Raw genomic sequence first — 18,494 nt, 5'->3', positions numbered from 1 at the left:
TCTTATTTTTTTAAAAGGAGTAATTATTTTGATTTTAATGAAAGACATTGTGCGCGACGGCGATCCTGTCTTGCGCAAAGTCGCTAAGCCACTTACTTTTCCACTTAGCGATCACTACAAAAAATTAGCAGACGATATGATGGAATACTTGGTCAACTCACAAGATCCCAAGATTGCTGAAAAGCACCAACTTAGAGCAGGTGTTGGTTTAGCAGCTCCTCAAGTCGGCGAAAGTGTTCAAATGGCTGCACTTTTAGTTCCTGACGACGAAGGTAAAATTATTTTCAAAGAAATTTACGTTAACCCTGAAATTATTTCTGAATCTGTTCGCCAAGCTTGCTTAAGCGAAGGTGAAGGTTGCTTAAGTGTTGATGAAGTAATCAACGGCTACGTTCCTCGTCCAGACAAGTTGACTATTCACTACTACACTGTTGACGGTGAAGAAAAGACTATCCGTTTAAAGGATTACCCAGCTATCGTATCTTCTCACGAAATCGATCACTTAAACGGCCACTTGTTCTACGACAGAATCAACAAGCAAAAACCATACGCCCTTAAAGAAGATACAGTAGTGATTTCTTAATCGTTATTTAAACGCAAAAAGACCTGCAATTGCAGGCCTTTTTTGATACAAAAAACCACTGGGCGACTAAACCAGTGGCTCATACATTGGGAATTAAGAAGATTGAAGAGACTTCTTACAGCGAGCAAATGAGTTTATTAATCATTTACTACACGTTCATGGTACAACCTACGTTATTTTACGTCAATAATATTACTAAAAAATTATCACTCTAAATCGATTCAAACATATTTATATACTTAGTTTTATAAATATGATAGAATTTTTAATAGCTATTGAGTATTTTTTACTCAAAATTGAACGTTTATACATTAATAAGGAGAATCATTTATGATTTACAAAGTTTTGTATCAAAAAGACAAGATTGTCAATCCTCGTAGAGAAACTACTAAGACTCTTTACATGGAGGCTGACAACATGGTCGAAGCAAGAAGCATGGTTGAGGACAACACCCCCTATAACATTGAACTCATCCAAGAATTAACAGGTAATTCTTTAGCTTACGAAAAAGAACACGCTGACTTCAAGTTAACGACGTTCGACAAGAAGTAATAAAGAGTGCGAATTAAAAATAATGAAGTAGCCGTTTATGCAATCGGGGGTTTGCATGAAATTGGCAAGAATATGTATTGTGTGCAGTACCAGGATGAAATTATCATCATGGACTGTGGTATTAAATTCCCCGAAGATGATTTATTAGGTATCAACTACGTAATCTCAGATTACTCCTACCTAGTTAAAAATCGTAAGAAAATCAAGGCGCTAGTAGTTAGTCACGGACACGAAGACCACATTGGTGGTATTCCATTCTTATTGGAAAAGATCCCTGAAATTCCAGTTTATGCAACTCCATTTGCCCTATCCTTAATTAAAGGTAAGTTGGAAGAACACGGAATTTTAAAGACGACCGAACTACATGAAGAGCATGAAGACACTGTTTTGAAGTTCAAGAAGCTTTCCGTTTCATTCTTTAGAACAACTCACTCAATTCCTGATACTTTGGGAATCGCTGTTCATACACCACTTGGTGCTGTTGTCTTTACCGGTGACTTCAAGTTTGACTTGACTCCTGTAATGAATCAGCCAGCTCCAGATTTCCAAAAGATGGCTAAATTAGGAAACGAAGGTGTGCTTGCCCTTCTTTCAGACTCAACTAACGCTGAAGTTACGCAATTTACGAAGTCTGAAAGATTCGTTGCACAATCGCTTCATAATATCATTACTGGTATTCATGGTAGAATCATCTTTGCCACTTTCGCTTCTAACCTTTACCGTGTATCTACTGCGATTCAAGCAGCAATTGATACTGGCAGAAAGGTAGCTATCTTCGGGCGAAGCATGGAAAATGGTGTCGACAATGGTATTGATTTAGGCTACTTGCATGTACCTAAGGATTTAATTGTTGATGCTGATGAAATTAACAAATTGCCACCTGACAAAGTGATGATCTTATGTACTGGTTCACAGGGTGAACCTTTAGCAGCTTTATCTAGAATTGCTAACGGTACTCACAGACAAATCACTTTGCAACCTGGTGATACAGTAATCTTCTCTTCTAACCCAATTCCAGGTAACACATTGAGCGTTAACCACTTAATTAACAAATTAATGGAAGGCGGAGCCAATGTAATTCACGGACGTGTAAACAACGTCCACACTTCTGGACACGGTGGTCAAGAAGAACTTAAGATGATGGTTCGTTTAACCAAACCTAAGTACATGATTCCTGTTCACGGCGAATACAGAATGCAGGTAATTCACACTCAACTTGCTCAAGAAGCTGGTGTTCCTGCAGAAAATACATTCGTTTTGTCTAACGGTGAAGTTGTCTGCTTTGGTCCAAACGGTGCAAGAATTGCTGGTCGCATCCCTGCTGGTGATGTTTATGTTGATACCTCCGGTACAGCAGATGTTGGCAATGTCGTAGTTCACGACCGTCAAATTCTTTCAGAAGAAGGTTTAGTAGTAGCTGTAGCTACAGTTGACTACAAGCATAAACGTGTTCTTGCCGGACCTGATATTTTAAGTCGTGGTTTCGTTTATATGAGAGAATCAACTGAATTAATCAGTCAGGCTCAAAAACATGTCTACCATGTTCTTAGAAACGAAATGGCAAAATCAGATAAACCTAAGGAAAGCGAAATTAAAAAGGCAATTACCGAAAACTTATCTGACTTCCTTTACTCGAAGACTGAAAGACGGCCAATGATTTTACCAATCATCATCGAAAAAAATAGCTAATAAGGCTCCTTCGGGAGCCTTTTATTTTAGAACTATAGAATTTAATTATGAGCAAAAAAATAAAAGTACATTTATTAGTCAATGAAACAGCTGGAAATGGTAATGCAAAGAAAGCTAACGTCGCATTGCAACAAGTGTTAAACGAATTAAATATACCTTTTACCTGGCAAAAAAGTCGTTTTCCCAAGGAATTGACTACTCTAGCTAAAAACTATGTCAATACAAATCCAAGCGAAAATAATATTCTGATTGTAGTAGGCGGGGATGGTTCATTTAATGAAGTATTAAATGGCATTAAAGCATCTAACTATCCTGATACCCCTATTACTTATTTGCCAGCTGGAACAGGTAACGATTTTGCTCGTGGTGCTGGACTAACAGCTGATCCTCGACAATTAGTCCATAATTTGCTCAATGATCTAGCCCCAGAACAAGTAGATTGCGGCTATTTTTCTGCAAACATACCGGGAGAAAATACCGGCTACTTTGTCAATAATTTTGGGATTGGCTTCGATGCTTTTATTGTTTATCAAAGCAACCATGAAAAATTAAAGGATATGCTTAACCGACTCAATTTGGGCAATCTGATCTATGGTCTTAATGTCGTCAAGGCATTGGCGCAACAAGACACATTTACTGTAACTGTAAAAACCAAAGCCAAAACTTGGCGTTACAGCGATGCTTATTTTGTTACCACTACCAATCACCCTTATTTTGGTGGTGGCTTTGCTATTTTGCCTAAAGCTGATGTTTATAGTCACCATTTGGACACTGTTATCGTTGAAAAACCTAGTTTAAGTAAATTCATTTTTCTCTTCAGTAAGCTATTAAAAGATGGTTCACACGTGAATGCGCCGCAATTTCATTATGTGGAAGCCCAAGAAATTCAAGTTGAAACTAGAAAACCTGAATTTGCTCAAATTGATGGTGAAGATGTAAATGCTCAAGGATTTAAAGTTAAATTCAAAATCGATCATTTCAATCTATTAAAATAAGCCAAAGGATTTCTCCTTTGGCTTTTATATTTTGTCTAAAATTTCTTTATCTATCTGATGCTGTTTATAATACGTTTCCGCATCTACAAAGCTACGTACTTGATCATAAAATTTCTTCCAATAGCGGTATTGTTGATACAACTGACGCCATTCACGTGCACCTGATAAATAATCTGCTAATAAATTATTGATATGCTCAATATGTTTAATTACTTGGTTAGCATGGTAAAGCTGCTCATCAACAGCTTTTTCATCCAGTTTCATGTCATCTTCAAATAATAAAATGTTTTCACTAAAAGTCTTTTCCTCTTCTAGTGCCTTATTATTAGTCATTTCTTCCCCTATTGCGGAGACTTCTTCTGGCTGCAATCCAATGCCTGCCGGTGCTTTGACTAATAAAGATTGAATATCATCTAATTGACAAACTTCAATTCCTACTCGCTCGTATCTTTCGATCTTTTCTAGAGTAAATTTTTCTTCAGTACGACTAACTACCACAACTACATTACGAATCAACTGATCTATACTAGGAATTCGTTTTAACAAATTAATGATTGCTGGATTGTTGCTTTTTTCTAGAACATACTTGATGCTTTCTTTATGTTTAGCTACTTGATCAGCTATTTCACTATAATCCTTAAGCATATCGTAAGAATGGTTCTTACTCGTTCTAGCCTTAGTTTCAAAACAAAAAATACCGCTAGATGCAATAACCAAGTGATCAATTTGGTTGTTGCCCAGTTTAGTTTGCTTTTCATACGGATATGGCAAAATCAAATTATGAATTAAAATTTTGCCAAACTGAACTTCTTTAATTCTTTTATTGACTAATTCTTCTGCAGCAGCTCCGGCTAAAAGATTACTAGCATGCCGCAAATCATGATCAGATAAAACATCCATTGGATGAAGATACTTGATTTTTCCTAAATGCAAATCGGTCATTCTTTTTTGAAAATTGGTAACATTCTTGTTGTATGTTTTAAAACCGGAATTAATCGCACTAATTCGCAAAACATTACGCAACTGTAATGCCCGTCTCAGATCACGTTTTTTAGTGAAATCTAGTTTCTCCGCTTTTTCTAACGAATGAATAGCTGCAGTATCCGTAACTTTATCTCGTTTTACCCATTCTTTTTGATAATAAGCGTGGTTTTCGAGTTCGTTAGCATATTGTTTCATGTCATTTTCAAGAGGTAGAACTTCTGCTTTTTTCTCTTGCACCATAGAACGATAATATTGCAGCTTCGTTTTTATTTTAGCGAAATCGGTAATCTGTTGCTTTTGATATTGATAAAATTCGTTTTTCTCATCTTTTTCATTCCAAACGGTCTTTCTAAAATAGTGACCATCTGTAACACCAAATTCGATAAATTCCGCAATCGTTCGATCTAAATTATACTTAATCAAGAATAAGCAGTGACCGTTGCGATCAAATATTCTCCGTTTAATAAATCCGGGACGAATAAATTCAACAATCTGAAAAGTCAATCCCCGCTTATTTGGAAAACGATATGGCAATTGTTTTCCTGCAATCTTTTCTAATTTATTAAATTCTTCTTTATCTGTATCACTGAGTTCCACTTTTTTCACTCTGCTCTTAGCTTTTATTGACCGAAAAAAACAATAGGTGATCAGACCTACTGTCAGCGTAATAATTGTAATCTCCATATTAATTCATTTTTTATTCCTTAGAACATGCGTTTAAGCATCCTAATTATATCATGCTTTTGTATATTCAAAAAGCCTTATGATACCTAGATCATAAGACTCTTTTAGGTTTATAAATGAATATCTTCCATACCGATCATTGGATCAATTTCACCTGAATAAATTTTTTCAGGAGTTAGAATATAATCCTCCGGTTGCTTAGGTTTTGTTTTTTCTTTTGGCTTTGACTCTGGTTCCTGAACATTTTCCGGTTTAACCGTAATGCCTAATTGTTTACGTAATTTGGAAGCTAGACCAGTTTTACGGTCATTGCCTGATGTTTTAAAGGCCGCTTCAAAAGCTCTAGGATCTCCTACTAACACCAAATTCTTTTCAGCACGGGTAATTGCAGTATACAAAAGATTTCGTTTCAGCATCACATAGTTCTGCATCGTTAGGTTGAGAACTACTAATGGAAATTCTGAACCTTGAGATTTATGAATTGTAATCGCATAGGCCCTAGTTAAATCATTTAAATCTTTTCGCCCAAAAGTAACTTCACGATCATCAAACTTGGCAACCATGCATTCTTCGGAGTTCTCTTCATCGATACTGCTAATTTTACCGATTTGGCCATTATAAATGTCCTTTTCAGGATTATTCTGCAATTGCAAAATTCTGTCGCCAATCCGGAAAGTTTCGTTATGAGCTTCCAGTGACTTACTTTTAGCCTTAGGCGGATTCATGATTTCTTGAATAATATCGTTTAAGTTATCTACTCCGCCATTGCCATGATACATTGCACCTAAAACTTGAATATCATCTTTAGCAAAACCACGCTTTAAAGCAAGTTCAACAATTTGACCAACTGCATCCCCCACCAAATCTGGTCGACAGCTGATAAATGAATAGTTCTTTGTCTTCTTAAATAAAGCACCTTCATTCACACCTTCATTGACCGCATGGGCAAGCGAAATAATCGTTGAATCGTCACCTTGTCGATGGATTTCTTTCAAAATCGTTGTTGGAAATGCTTGCGACTTAATCAAATCACTGAAAACATTACCCGCACCAACTGATGGAAGCTGATCCTTATCACCGACAAAGACAATATGGCGAATTTGATTAATACTGGACAAAAGCTGTTTAAACAAGAACATATCAACCATCGACATCTCGTCAATAATTAATATTTCACCGTTTAATTCATTTAGTTCACCAGTGCCTGCATCCCCAATACCTAATCCCAGCATTCTGTGAATCGTTTTAGCACCGATACCAGTAATCTCACTCATTCTCTTAGCCGCACGGCCAGTAGGTGCAGCCAAAAGGAATGGTGGATCTTCACTGTACAAAGCAGAAGCTGGGATTTCAGCCAGCTTTCTCAAAGCTAGTAAAATTCCGTTGATAATCGTAGTTTTACCTGTACCAGGGCCACCAGTCAAAATTGAAATAGGATGATTCAACGCATTTTTGATAGCTAATTTTTGCGTTTCGTCATATTTAATTTTCAATTCTTTTTCTGCATCCTTAATGGCTGTGTTCATCTCTTTCTCGCTATATTGTTCATCTTCTTGATCCTGTCTGGATTCAACCAAATATTTCATCGAGTGAGCAATATCAACTTCCGTTTGGTAGATGTTTTGTAAAGCCGCTACATCATCATTGACTACGATCTTGCCATCTTGTTGCAAACCAAGGACACAATTAGCAATAGGATCAAATTTATCAATTTGCAATAGTTTGCTTGCTTCTGTCAGAAGTTCCTTAAGCGGTACATAAGTATCGCCGCTACCACTTAAAGCGTCAATCAACACCTGATAAATCGCACCGTTGATTCTGCGGGGATCATCATCCTTAATTTCTAACTGTTTACCCAACATATCGGCTGATTTAAAACCAAAACCACTTACATCATTGATCACTGCATAAGGATCTGTTTGCAGTTTCTTTAGACTGTCGCCATGATATAACTGATAAATATTAGCTGCAATTCGACGATTGATCCCGTACTGTGCTAATTTCAAGACAATTTCTGAATAAGAATCCATTGAATTCAGCCCAGAAAGCAAGCTATCTTTTTGTTTTCTAGTTAAAGATAAAGTATCAATCTTAGCAGGCTTTTCTTTTAAAATATCCAAAGCATTTAAGCCTAGCTCATCGATAATCGTATTGGCAGCCTTTTTTCCTATGCCTGGGAATTTATCAGAACTCAAATATTTAGTTAATGAACCTTCTTCATGCGGCAAAACCTGCTTATAGCTAGTAGCTCTAAATTGCAAACCAAACTTTTCATGCATCACAAGTTTGCCTTCAAAACGATAACTAGCTGAAATTTGAATATCGCCAAAATTACCGGTCACTTTTATTTCATCGCGTGAATAGTTTTCTAGTGAGCCAATAATTTCAACATCTAAAATTTTATATAAATCCTTGTCGTTCTCGAAAACGATCCCGTTAACCTTACCGGTAAATTCGACCATTATTTTTTCTTTTCCTTATTATTTAGCATTTTCATAATTGAAACATATTGATTCATTGCATGATGATAATACTTGATATCCATTTGTTTAGCCTGATCAAAATATTTCTCTGCGTGATCACGATCTTTTTCTAATGTCGTTACACCTAGCAAAAAATAGACCTTAGCTGTTCTTTTATCTTCCGGAATAGCTAAATACATTTGCTCGGCTTGTTTAGCTTCACCCATGCTTAACCAAATATCGCCTAGCAATTCTTGCACGCGTTCATCGATCTTTTTAATCGTTAAAGCATAAGCTAAAGCCTTTTGACTTTGACCTAGTTTCAAGTAAGTTAAGGCCTTTTGGTAAAGAGTTAAATCATCATTAGGAATTTGATCTAGTAAATTCAGCGCTTTATCAAAATCACCTTGCATATAGTAGCAAACAGCTAAGTTGTAGCTTAATTCACGTGGTTTCTTAACCAGATGCTGTGCTTGTTCAAGCAGTTTTTGTGCCTGATCGGCACTGCCTTGCTCAATTAAATAAGTTGAAAGCTGTAAATAATTTTCAATATTTTGCGGTTTTTCATCTATTTTTTTGATCAATAAATGAATCGCCTGATCTACTTTGCCTTCGTTATATAGCTTCTCAATTTTATTGTTCATTATAAAGAATCCGTTTTAGATAATTTTCTGCCTAAGTAGCTAGTTTCGTTCCAAACAACAGGCTTAAATGTCTTACCGCCATCTTTGGTTTCCAAAATCGTTAAACTAGTATTACTTAAACCACCATTTTTACGAATATCCTTCAAAGGATAACCCAAAAGGCCACCCATAATTGCGGACAAAGCAGCACCATGACTAACAGCTAAAACTTTGTCGTCATCGTTAGGAAATCTCTTAGCCATTTCTTCAGCAAAAGACTTACCACGAGCAATTACATGAGGATAGTCTTCTCCGTGTAATTCAGTAGGATCATATTGATCTGGGTGATGCCAGAAATTATCCATTTGCTTAGGATATTTCTTTTCCGCATCAGCGAACTTCATACCTTCCATATCACCTAGGTTAAATTCACGCAGGCGCTCATCAATTGTAACTGGTAAATTAGCATTCATTGCATCGTCAATTCCTTGGGCTGTATTAAAAGCACGATCAAGCGGACTAGCAAAAATGCCTCTAAACTTTGTTCCGCGTAAATATTTACCTAATTTTTGAATATCTTTTTTACTTTGTGGAAGCAAGGGTGAATCACCATGTCCACCTTGAAAACGACTGGCTAAATTCCACTCAGTTTTACCATGACGCACAAAATAAATTTGCATATTTTAAATTCCCCCGAAAATCTGTAGTTATTAGTAATAGTTTAGCACAAAACAAAAGGATGTTCGAAAACACGAACATCCTTTTTAGCTTTCTCTTAAACTAATTGAAGTTGCTTATCTTCTTGGTAAGCTGCATCAATGTTGCCGCCACCCAAACATTCTTCACCATTGTATAAAACAAGTGCTTGTCCAGGAGTAACAGCACGTGCTGGTTCATCAAAGTAAACATCTGCAGTATTGTCAGCAGCATGATACTTAACGGTAACACCAATATCACATTGACGATAACGGAACTTGGCACTGCAATGCATTTCGAAATCATGATCTGGCTTGCCAGTAAAGAATGACATATCACTTGCCTTCAAGCGACTAGCATAAAGAAGTGGACTGTCATAACCTTGTTCAACGATCAATTCATTCTTCTTTAAGTCCTTACCAACTACAAACCATGGATCAGTTGATTCCTTGGTTGAACCTAAGCCCAAACCTTGTCTTTGACCAATAGTGTAGTACATTAAGCCAGCGTGTTCACCGACAACTTTACCGTCTGGGGTAACCATTTTACCTGACTTAGCTGGCAAAAATTCGCTCAAGAACTTTCTAAAGTTTCTTTCACCGATAAAGCAAATACCAGTAGAATCCTTCTTCTTAGCTGTAGCTAAACCATTTGCCAAAGCAATCTCTCTTACTTGAGGCTTAGTTAAGTTAGCTAATGGGAAGATGACCTTTTTAATTTGATCTTGATTTAATTGACTCAAGAAGTAGGTCTGATCCTTGTTACCGTCCTTTGGACGCATCATGTGAGTTACGCCATTTGCATCCTTCACGGTCTTTGCGTAATGACCCATTGCAATATAATCTGCATCCAAATCCATTGCGAATTCCAAGAATGACTTGAACTTAATCTGGCTGTTGCACATTACATCTGGGTTAGGAGTTCTGCCCTTCTTGTATTCATTTAAGAAGTACTCGAACACACGATGCCAATATTCCTTTTCAAAATTAATTGAATAATAAGGAATACCGATCTTGTCGGCTACCTTTTTTACATCTTCGTAGTCTTCTGTAGCGGTACAAACACCAGCATCATCGGTGTCATCCCAGTTCTTCATAAATACGCCGACAACGTCGTAGCCTTGTTGCTTGAGTAAAAGTGCTGAAACTGATGAATCAACACCGCCACTCATACCAACAACTACCCTAATCTTACTATTGTCAACCATTATTCAATCAATCCTTTACCTCTAGCAAAATATTACGCTCTTCAAGATCTTTTAAAATGTAGTTTAAAAGTTCAACAGTAGGCGCTAATTGCTTATTCTTAAAAATATTAACTTTTTGCAAACCACTGCGATCAGTAACGACCATAGTTAAATGTGACAAATCCTTATTAATAGTCATCTTCAACTTAGTAGGTGCATTATAAGGTGAATCATTGTAAAGGGGATGTTCATAATTGAAGTTACCCTTTGGTGTCTTTACAAAGCCTGCATCTATTAAAGCATAAAGCTTCAAATCAGAACTTAAAGTAAATTTACGTTTATCACCATTAATCACAACTGTATTTGCCATAATTTTCCTCACTTATTTATAATAAGTTGCTTTCTTTTTAAAAGCAACTATTTATTTTTTGATTGAATTCTTTTAGCAATTTTTACTAGTTCTTGCGCAAAAGATTTAATTTCTTCCTCTGTATTATAACGCCCAAATGAGATTCTAATCGATTCATTTATGCGTGGAGAATCTGTACCAAAACATGCAATTAAAACATGTGAAGGCTCTAATGAGCCCGCGGTACATGCAGAACCACCTGAAACAGCGTAGCCGTTCAAATCAAGATTGGTTTGCATTGAAGTGGTAGAAACTCCCTTAAGCCACAAATTCAATACGTGATGTGAATAGCCGGCTCCATATCCACCATTGATCTCATAGTCAATGTCATTATCGTCCAAGGTCTTTAAAATAATATCTTGAAAATGAGCATATTTTTCTTGCAGGCTCTCATGACCAATTTCTGATAATTCCTTAACAGCTTCACCAAAACCAGCAATTCCAGGTACATTCTCTGTTCCTGCACGACGTTTAGTTTCCTGTTCGCCGCCTAAAACTAAATTAGGAATATTAATATCGGCATTTTCGTACAAGAAACCTAAAAACTTAGGTCCATTAATTTTATGAGCCGATACTGATAATAAATCAATATGCATGGCCTTAACATCGATATCAATTGTGCCCATTCCTTGGACATTATCAACATGGAAGTAAGCATTGCTGTCTTTAACCAATTCGCCAATTTCCTTTAAAGGCATAATCGAACCAACTTCGTTATTAACAGCCATAGTTGAAACTAGAATCGTATCCGGAGTCAATTCCTTTTTTAGTTGATCCAAAGAAATATGACCAGTTTCATCAACATCTAAATAGACAATGTTGTAGCCTTCTTGCTCAAGACGTTTCATCGGATTTAAAACTGATGGGTGTTCGATTTTAGTGGTAATGATTTTTTTACCACTATTTTTACGACTATAAGCTGTTCCAAAAATTGCAGTATTATTGCTTTCGGAACCACCTGAAGTAAAAATAATTTCTCCGTCTTTAGCATTAATGCTTTCCGCAATTTGGTGACGAGCCTTGTCAATCACGTTTCTGGCCTTACGTCCCAATTCATAAGTACTTGATGCATTACCAAAATCATTCTTCATTTCATCAGTAATAACATTAATTACCTTAGGAGACATAGGGGTTGTGGCGGCATTATCTAAATAAATTTCACGCATACTCTAATTCATCTTTTCTACATAATCACTAATTAACTTAGCGGCCTTAGCTCCCACTTTCTTGACGAAAGTATTAAAATCTTCGTTAGCTGATCCATCACCATTATCGGAAATTGCACGCATAGCAACCAATGGCTTATTAAAGGCATGAGCAACTTGTGCAAAGGCCGCACCTTCCATTTCAACACATAAAGCGTCTGGAAAATTCTTTTTAATTTCTTCTTTTTGCTTACTTGATGCAATAAATGAGTCACCAGTTACTACTAAGCCTTCGCGAAAGGCAACATTTTGCTTTTTCAAGTAATTTGCAAATGCTGCACGTTTTGGTGAATCAAGTACAAATTGAGCTGGTTGTTGTGGAATTTGACCTTCTACATAGTTACCAGCTGCGGTATTATGCGCATCATAATATGCAAATGCATTAGGCAAAACAAGATCTTCTTGATGAACATCTTCTTTAAGGGCACCAGCTGAACCAGTCATAAATATTACATCAATATCAACACTAGTTAACAAACTAGAAAGATTCATGGCTGCTTGGACTTTACCAATACCACTCAAACCTAAATATACATCATTGCCATTAACAGAAAAATGTTCGAATTCAGTAGATCCGAACATTTCTTTATTTTCTGAATGGAAATGATTACGATAAAATTCAGCTTCTTCAGCCATTGGGACGATAATCGCAATCTTCATCTTATTCCTCATTTCCAAATTATAAATGAAATAGCGCAAGTAGCACTAAAACTATCAACACGATTACTAACAGAATAGCACGATTCAATCTTTTTTTCAGTTTTAAAGACTTATTTTCACGTACTGTCTCTTTATCAATAGTTTCATCGCGTTGATAAAACTCTTGTCCATCCCCAGCCAAGGGACGACATCGATTTTCAACCTCGTTTTTATCCTTGGTGAAATCGGGATTAACATCAACTTCTTCTGAATCATTATTTGAAAAAGCTGACTTGACTTTATCTATTAAACCTTTTTTCTGCCGTTTACGATAATCAGAACGTTTCTCTGTCATTATTCTTTATTCTCGCTTTGAGCATTACGCAACAACATGTTTTCCCAAACGGTAATTGCATAAATAGTCTTGGCATCAACGATTTTTCCTTCAGATAACAAATTCTTCAATTCGTCTAAGCTGTACCAATCAGCGGTCAAGAATTCATCTTCATCCAATGAACGTTTGTCAGTAAGCTTAGTCAAAGTATCACAGTAGAAAAGATACATCTTTTCATCACAGAAGCCTGGGCTTGAGTAAAATTCACTTACCTTTTCCCAATAATCTGCCTTATAGCCGCCTTCTTCATTTAATTCACGCTTCATTGCATCAAGAGGACTGGCATCTGTAGGATCAATTAAACCTGCTGGAATTTCGAGCGTAATTTGTTTAATTGCTTCACGCCATTGCTTTACCAAAAGCATCTTTTGTTCATCGTTAATTGCGATCACGCCAGATGCTGGACGGTGTTTAATTATTTCTCTTGTTGCAGTTTCGCCATTAGGTAGCTTAATTGTGCGAACTGATAAATCTAAGATTCGTCCTTGAAAAATTTGCTGCGATGAGATTTCTTTTTCTTTTAAATCCACTAAGTCTCGTGTCTCCTTTTAGGCTAAATAAACATTAACGCATTGCAGGCCGTTTTTACCTTGAGCTAATTGATACTTAACTCTATCGCCTACTTTTAAGGTTTTATAGCCTTCTTCTTTAATGGCCTTATAAAAGACAAAGTATGATTTATGATTCTTGTCATCTTCAATAAAGCCGTAGCTGCTGCCATCATCGAATTGTTTAACAGTACCTAAACGCATTAGTCTTCTAATCCTTCTTGAACAGCTTCTGGATAATCAGCTTCTACAATCTTAGCACAACGACCACAAAGTTTTGGTAACTTAGGATCTTCACCAATATCAGTTCTGATCATTCTACAACGAGGACAAACTTCGCCTTCAGCATGTTCAACTACAATACTTGCATTATTCAATTTTTCAGCATCTTCAGGTGCTTCACCATCAGCGATGGTTAACTTAGATATGATCAAGATTTGTCTGAAGTCAGCATCTAAATCATCAAGCATAGCCTTAGTTTCCTTATCTGGATAAATAGTTACAGCTGCTTCGAATGATTTACCAATCAACTTCTTGTTTCTTGCATCTTCTAATGCCTTTAATACATCATTGCGAAGGTTCATGAATTTACCCCAGTTTTCAAGGAGTTCATCATGATTTGCATAACCTTCAACCTTAGGCATGTTAGCAAGTTGTACGTAATCTTCTGGTTCCTTCAAGAAGCCCCAGATTTCTTCCATAGTGTGTGGCAAAATTGGAGTCAAGATCTTGTCCAACTTAACTGCTGCGTCGTAGATTACAGTTTGCATTGAACGACGTGCATGACTGTCTTGGTCTTCGATGTAAAGAACATCCTTAGCAAAATCAAGGTAGAATGCTGAAAGGTCATTTGAAATAAAGTTGAAGACCTTCTTAAATACTGTAGTAAAGTCGAACTTGTCATATGCAGCCAAGCAGTCCTTTACTAAGTCATTCAACTTAACTTCCATGTATTGGTCAACTGAACGAAGATCATCGTAAGAAACACGGTTTTCCTTTGGATCAAAGTCACTGGTGTTAGCAAGCATGTAACGGAAAGTGTTTCTGATCTTTCTGTAGCCTTCTGCTGATTGTTGCAAAATACCCATTGAAACTGCAACGTCAGAAGTAGTATCAGCTTGAGCAACCCAAAGTCTAATAATTTCAGCACCCATACGCTTGATTACGTCATTTGGTGAAATGACATTGCCAAGAGATTTAGACATCTTGTGCCCCTTGTCATCCAATACGAAACCTTGTGACAATACTTCCTTGTATGGTGCCTTACCAGTTACAGCAACTGAAGTAATCAAACTTGAGTTGAACCAACCACGGTATTGGTCACTACCTTCAAGATAAAGGTCTGCTGGGAAGTGCAAGCCATCACGTTTTTCCATTACGCCTGACCATGATGAACCAGAGTCAAACCAAACATCAAGGATATCCTTTTCCTTAGTAAATTCACCATTTGGTGAGTGTTCTGAAGTAAAGCCGTCTGGCAATAATTCCTTAGCAGTGTGAGTGTACCAAGCGTTTGATCCTTCTTTTTCAAAGATCTTGGCAATATGTTCAATAGTTTCTGGAGTAACAATTGGAGTACCATCTTCAGCGTAGAAGATTGGAAGTGGCACACCCCAAGCACGTTGACGTGAAATTACCCAGTCACCACGGTCCTTAATCATGTTGTACAGACGTGTCTTACCCCATGAAGGGATGAATTCAGCCTTATCAATTTGATCAAGAATTTGATCTCTAAATGGAGAAATTGAAGCAAACCATTGTGTAGTTGCTCTAAAGATAACTGGCTTCTTAGTACGCCAATCGTGTGGGTATGAGTGAGTGAAGACCTTAAGTTTAAGAAGTGCACCAGCGTCCTTAAGCTTTTGGATCATCAATTTATCTACGTCTTGGTAGAACATACCCTTAAGTTCAGGTACTTCATCAGTGTAGCAACCATGTGCATCTACTGGGCTGAAGATTGGTAAATTGTACTTTTGACCTACGTTAAAGTCATCTTCACCAAAACCAGGTGCAGTATGAACTAAACCAGTACCATCATCCAAAGTTACGTGGAAACCTTCAATTACAAGACTTTCCTTATCGTAGATTGGGTGCTTAGCCTTCATGTATTCCATGTCGGCACCCTTTACAGTTTGAACAACCTTGTAGTTATCCCAACCGATTTCTTCAGCAACCTTGTCAAGTAAGCCGCTAGCTACAACATATCTCTTGTCGCCTACTTGAACAACTGAATAGTCAAACTTAGGGTTAACACAAATTGCTTCATTGGCTGGAATAGTCCAAGGAGTAGTAGTCCAAATTACAAAGTAAGTATCTTTAGGATCGATAATACCCTTACCGTCAGTTACAGGGAAAGCAACGAAAATTGAGTTTGCTTCAACATCCTTGTATTCAACTTCTGCTTCTGCCAAAGTTGATTCACTTGACCATGACCAGTAAACTGGCTTCTTACCCTTGTAAATGTAGCCCTTCTTGTACATTTCACCGAAGACACGAATTTCTTGTGCTTCAAAATCGTGTTGCAAAGTAATGTATGGGTGATCCCAATCTGCCATTACTCCCAAACGTTTAAAGTCAGTCATTTGCTTCTGAATTTGTTCTTCAGCATATTGACGACAAAGTTCACGATATTTAGCACGATCCATTGTCTTACGATCTACACCTTTTTTAGCCAATTGTTGTTCAACTGGAAGACCGTGAGTATCCCAACCTGGAACGTAAGGTGCATAGTAGCCATTCATGTTCTTGTAACGAACAATGATATCCTTTGAAATCTTGTTCAAAGCGTGACCCATGTGAATGTTACCGTTAGCAAATGGAGGGCCATCATGTAAATCGAAACGAGGGTGACCTTCGTTTAACTTTAATCTTTGTTCATATAAATCATTTTCTTCCCATTCTTTTTGCCATTGAGCTTCACGAACGGGTAAATTACCACGCATCTTAAATTTAGTTTTACCTAAATTAAGCGTATCCTTAATTCTCATTAACATTAATCCTTTCTAAAAAAAGAAAACCTCGTCCCAAATTAGGACGAGGTTAACCGTGGTACCACCTAAATTGAACTCAAAATGAGTTCCACTTAATTTTGCGTAACGTGCAAAATACGTTTAGATCAATAGGCAGCTGATCAACTATCCGGCTCTTATGTTAGTCTCGCACCATCACTAACTCGCTGATTTGCCATCAAGTTTTACTGTCAATCTAATTAGCTATTTTTTATAATCGTCCGGAAATACAATCATTGAACCTAACTTGCTTGCTGCATCGTCGGGCTTAATATTAACTGTCTCATGACTCGGACTGTCCCCTGTCATTGGCTTAGGAGCTGAATCATTGTCATCGTCGTCAGGATCATCTGGCGTTTCTAAACTCAAATCATCAGGGTCTTGAGAAGAGTTTACGTCATTTTCATCGTAGTTGTCAATATCTTCGTCGTCATCATCGTCTAATGCGGCTTCACGAGCAAACTCTTCTTCTTGTGATTCTGGACCAGCTGGAAGAGGTTCAGCACCGCCACCTGGATAGAAACGTTGTGTATGGAAATATTCATCCAATGCATGTTGCCAACGTTCATCACTCAAATTATCAATTTCATCTTGTAACATTGATTGCATCCGATTACGGAATTCACCAATTTGCTCTTTCAAGCGCTTATAATCGCTTGAAATAACTTCTTGTTGTTGCTTTTGATAATTTGTATCAGTCTCAGCTTGCTTTTTAGCATCTTCAACAATGCGTCTAGCTTCTGCCTCTGCTCTTTCTTTCATTTCATCTGCATTTTGTTGAGCAGAAATAAGAGACTTATTGATTGATTTCTTCTTGTCATTGTATTCATCAACTTGAGCTTGCAGATCTTTTATCTTAGAGTTTAAAGATACAACCTCATTCTTTAAATCAACGATTTGATCAAGCGCATCCCCATAATTATCAACGATTTCATCTAAGAAGCTGTCTACTTCGTAGCGATCATAACCATTACGCCCCTTAGACTTAAACTCCTTATTATGAATATCCATTGGAGTCAATTGCGTTTTTTTGTCTGCCAAAGTTTGAGCACCACCTTATACTTACCTTTTCTTGTAGCCGAAACATCCTCAATTAAAATTCGACCAAAATGTCTTAGGCTTAAGACATCATTTTCTTTTACCATTATATTAGAATCTATTACGTCATGCCAATTTAATTTGACTAATTGACTATTAATCATCTTTTGGATTTGGCCGCGGCTTTGTTTGCTGATCCCAGACAAAACAGCATCGATTCTCATAGAAGCAACAATTTCAGTTTTTTCACTAGAATCATCTTCGGGCACTAAAACCTCTTTAAACGTAATTGGTTTTAATTTTACTTGTGCTCTTCCTATTCGATCGATTTGTTCTTCAAAGAAATCAGCTAGTTCTTTTTTAGCAAAAAACTGCCACTTGCCATTTCCATCAGTAATGATATCACCAAAAGTATCAGTATCAATGCCTGAATTAGCTAAAGTACCTAAGACGCCACTGTGATTAATTTGAATAAATTTCTGAGGGTAATCTATTTCATAGGGCTGAATTTGGTAAGCGTCTGGACGAAGATTAACCCATTCCTCGCTTAAAAATACCCTCTTCTTTTCTGCGTCAGAATAACCACCATACTCTTGGATAAAGGCATCATTACCAACAATTGTTTTCAAAATATCTCTTTTAGCTGGATCTAGAAAATCCGTTAAAATTGATTCATGTTTAAAAATCAACTGATTAAAAAGGTTCTATGATAAATCCTGTTGATAGATTTCTATGATATTCTATCAATAGGATTTTTTGCATTAAAAAAGAGGCACAAGCCTCACTGCATAATGTCCTT

The 18,494-nt window shown here is 36.9% G+C and carries 17 protein-coding genes and 1 pseudogene; 4 read left to right on the top strand and 14 right to left on the bottom strand.

The features are described 5' to 3' along the window. The first annotated feature begins 28 nt into the window (after window positions 1-28). From def to WS44_RS03645, 4 genes are all read left to right on the top strand, one after another. Window positions 29-583 (top strand): peptide deformylase, encoded by a 555-nt coding sequence (def, locus tag WS44_RS03660; RefSeq protein ID WP_022087719.1) that lies wholly within the window; start codon window positions 29-31, stop codon window positions 581-583. A gap of 330 nt (window positions 584-913) precedes the next feature. Beyond that, the gene (locus WS44_RS03655) at window positions 914-1,135 is read left to right on the top strand and encodes a DNA-dependent RNA polymerase subunit epsilon (RefSeq protein ID WP_013437648.1); all 222 of its coding nucleotides are present in this window, start codon (window positions 914-916) and stop codon (window positions 1,133-1,135) included. A gap of 6 nt (window positions 1,136-1,141) precedes the next feature. After that, on the top strand, window positions 1,142-2,824 hold the full coding sequence (locus WS44_RS03650) for a ribonuclease J (protein ID WP_013437647.1): 1,683 nt from the start codon (window positions 1,142-1,144) through the stop codon (window positions 2,822-2,824). Window positions 2,825-2,871: 47 nt separating this feature from the next. Further along, entirely contained in the window at window positions 2,872-3,819 is a 948-nt protein-coding gene (locus WS44_RS03645) for a YegS/Rv2252/BmrU family lipid kinase (protein WP_014565730.1), read from the top strand. Window positions 3,820-3,843: 24 nt separating this feature from the next. Here WS44_RS03645 and WS44_RS03640 read toward each other — a convergent pair whose 3' ends face one another. From WS44_RS03640 to WS44_RS03575, 14 genes and pseudogenes are all read right to left on the bottom strand, one after another. After that, complete coding sequence (locus tag WS44_RS03640; protein WP_288145679.1) at window positions 3,844-5,487, bottom strand: nuclease-related domain-containing protein; 1,644 nt, start codon at window positions 5,485-5,487, stop codon at window positions 3,844-3,846. Window positions 5,488-5,597: 110 nt separating this feature from the next. Then, the gene (locus WS44_RS03635; RefSeq protein ID WP_014565728.1) at window positions 5,598-7,949 is read right to left on the bottom strand and encodes an ATP-dependent RecD-like DNA helicase; all 2,352 of its coding nucleotides are present in this window, start codon (window positions 7,947-7,949) and stop codon (window positions 5,598-5,600) included. Beyond that, window positions 7,949-8,593, bottom strand: a complete 645-nt coding sequence (locus WS44_RS03630) for a tetratricopeptide repeat protein (protein WP_014565727.1) — start codon at window positions 8,591-8,593, stop codon at window positions 7,949-7,951. The genes WS44_RS03635 and WS44_RS03630 overlap by 1 nt, the downstream gene beginning before the upstream one ends. Further along, entirely contained in the window at window positions 8,593-9,252 is a 660-nt protein-coding gene (locus WS44_RS03625) for a histidine phosphatase family protein (protein ID WP_013641739.1), read from the bottom strand. Before WS44_RS03625 ends, WS44_RS03630 begins: the two co-directional genes overlap by 1 nt. Window positions 9,253-9,347: 95 nt before the next feature. Then, on the bottom strand, window positions 9,348-10,475 hold the full coding sequence (gene mnmA, locus WS44_RS03620) for a tRNA 2-thiouridine(34) synthase MnmA (RefSeq protein WP_013437641.1): 1,128 nt from the start codon (window positions 10,473-10,475) through the stop codon (window positions 9,348-9,350). A 7-nt stretch (window positions 10,476-10,482) separates the two neighbouring features. Then, window positions 10,483-10,824, bottom strand: coding sequence for a DUF1831 domain-containing protein (locus WS44_RS03615; protein WP_013437640.1), 342 nt, complete (start codon window positions 10,822-10,824; stop codon window positions 10,483-10,485). A gap of 47 nt (window positions 10,825-10,871) precedes the next feature. Next, window positions 10,872-12,029, bottom strand: a complete 1,158-nt coding sequence (locus WS44_RS03610) for a cysteine desulfurase family protein (protein ID WP_013437639.1) — start codon at window positions 12,027-12,029, stop codon at window positions 10,872-10,874. Window positions 12,030-12,032: 3 nt separating this feature from the next. After that, window positions 12,033-12,728: a 5'-methylthioadenosine/adenosylhomocysteine nucleosidase gene (locus tag WS44_RS03605; RefSeq protein WP_046433174.1), complete on the bottom strand. Its 696-nt coding sequence runs from the start codon at window positions 12,726-12,728 to the stop codon at window positions 12,033-12,035. Between the two features lie 19 nt (window positions 12,729-12,747). Next, entirely contained in the window at window positions 12,748-13,062 is a 315-nt protein-coding gene (locus WS44_RS03600; protein ID WP_046433171.1) for a hypothetical protein, read from the bottom strand. Beyond that, window positions 13,062-13,631 carry an NUDIX hydrolase gene (locus WS44_RS03595; protein WP_022087714.1) on the bottom strand — a complete coding sequence of 190 codons (570 nt, stop codon included), beginning with the start codon at window positions 13,629-13,631 and terminating at the stop codon, window positions 13,062-13,064. Before WS44_RS03595 ends, WS44_RS03600 begins: the two co-directional genes overlap by 1 nt. Window positions 13,632-13,649: 18 nt before the next feature. After that, window positions 13,650-13,853 (bottom strand): cold shock domain-containing protein, encoded by a 204-nt coding sequence (locus WS44_RS03590; RefSeq protein WP_013437635.1) that lies wholly within the window; start codon window positions 13,851-13,853, stop codon window positions 13,650-13,652. Then, window positions 13,853-16,636: an isoleucine--tRNA ligase gene (ileS, locus tag WS44_RS03585; protein WP_022087713.1), complete on the bottom strand. Its 2,784-nt coding sequence runs from the start codon at window positions 16,634-16,636 to the stop codon at window positions 13,853-13,855. The genes WS44_RS03590 and ileS overlap by 1 nt, the downstream gene beginning before the upstream one ends. Before the next feature lie 225 nt (window positions 16,637-16,861). Then, on the bottom strand, window positions 16,862-17,698 hold the full coding sequence (locus tag WS44_RS03580) for a DivIVA domain-containing protein (RefSeq protein ID WP_013641734.1): 837 nt from the start codon (window positions 17,696-17,698) through the stop codon (window positions 16,862-16,864). Then, window positions 17,674-18,396 (bottom strand): annotated as a pseudogene (locus WS44_RS03575) (YlmH/Sll1252 family protein); the annotation flags it as partial. The gene WS44_RS03580 and the pseudogene WS44_RS03575, both read right to left, overlap by 25 nt. Window positions 18,397-18,494: the final 98 nt, after the last annotated feature.

This window comes from Lactobacillus sp. N54.MGS-719 (assembly GCF_000980505.1).
Lineage (GTDB): Bacteria > Bacillota > Bacilli > Lactobacillales > Lactobacillaceae > Lactobacillus > Lactobacillus amylovorus.
Note: the sequence above shows the minus strand (reverse complement) of the source record. Positions and strands in the feature narration are given on the sequence as shown.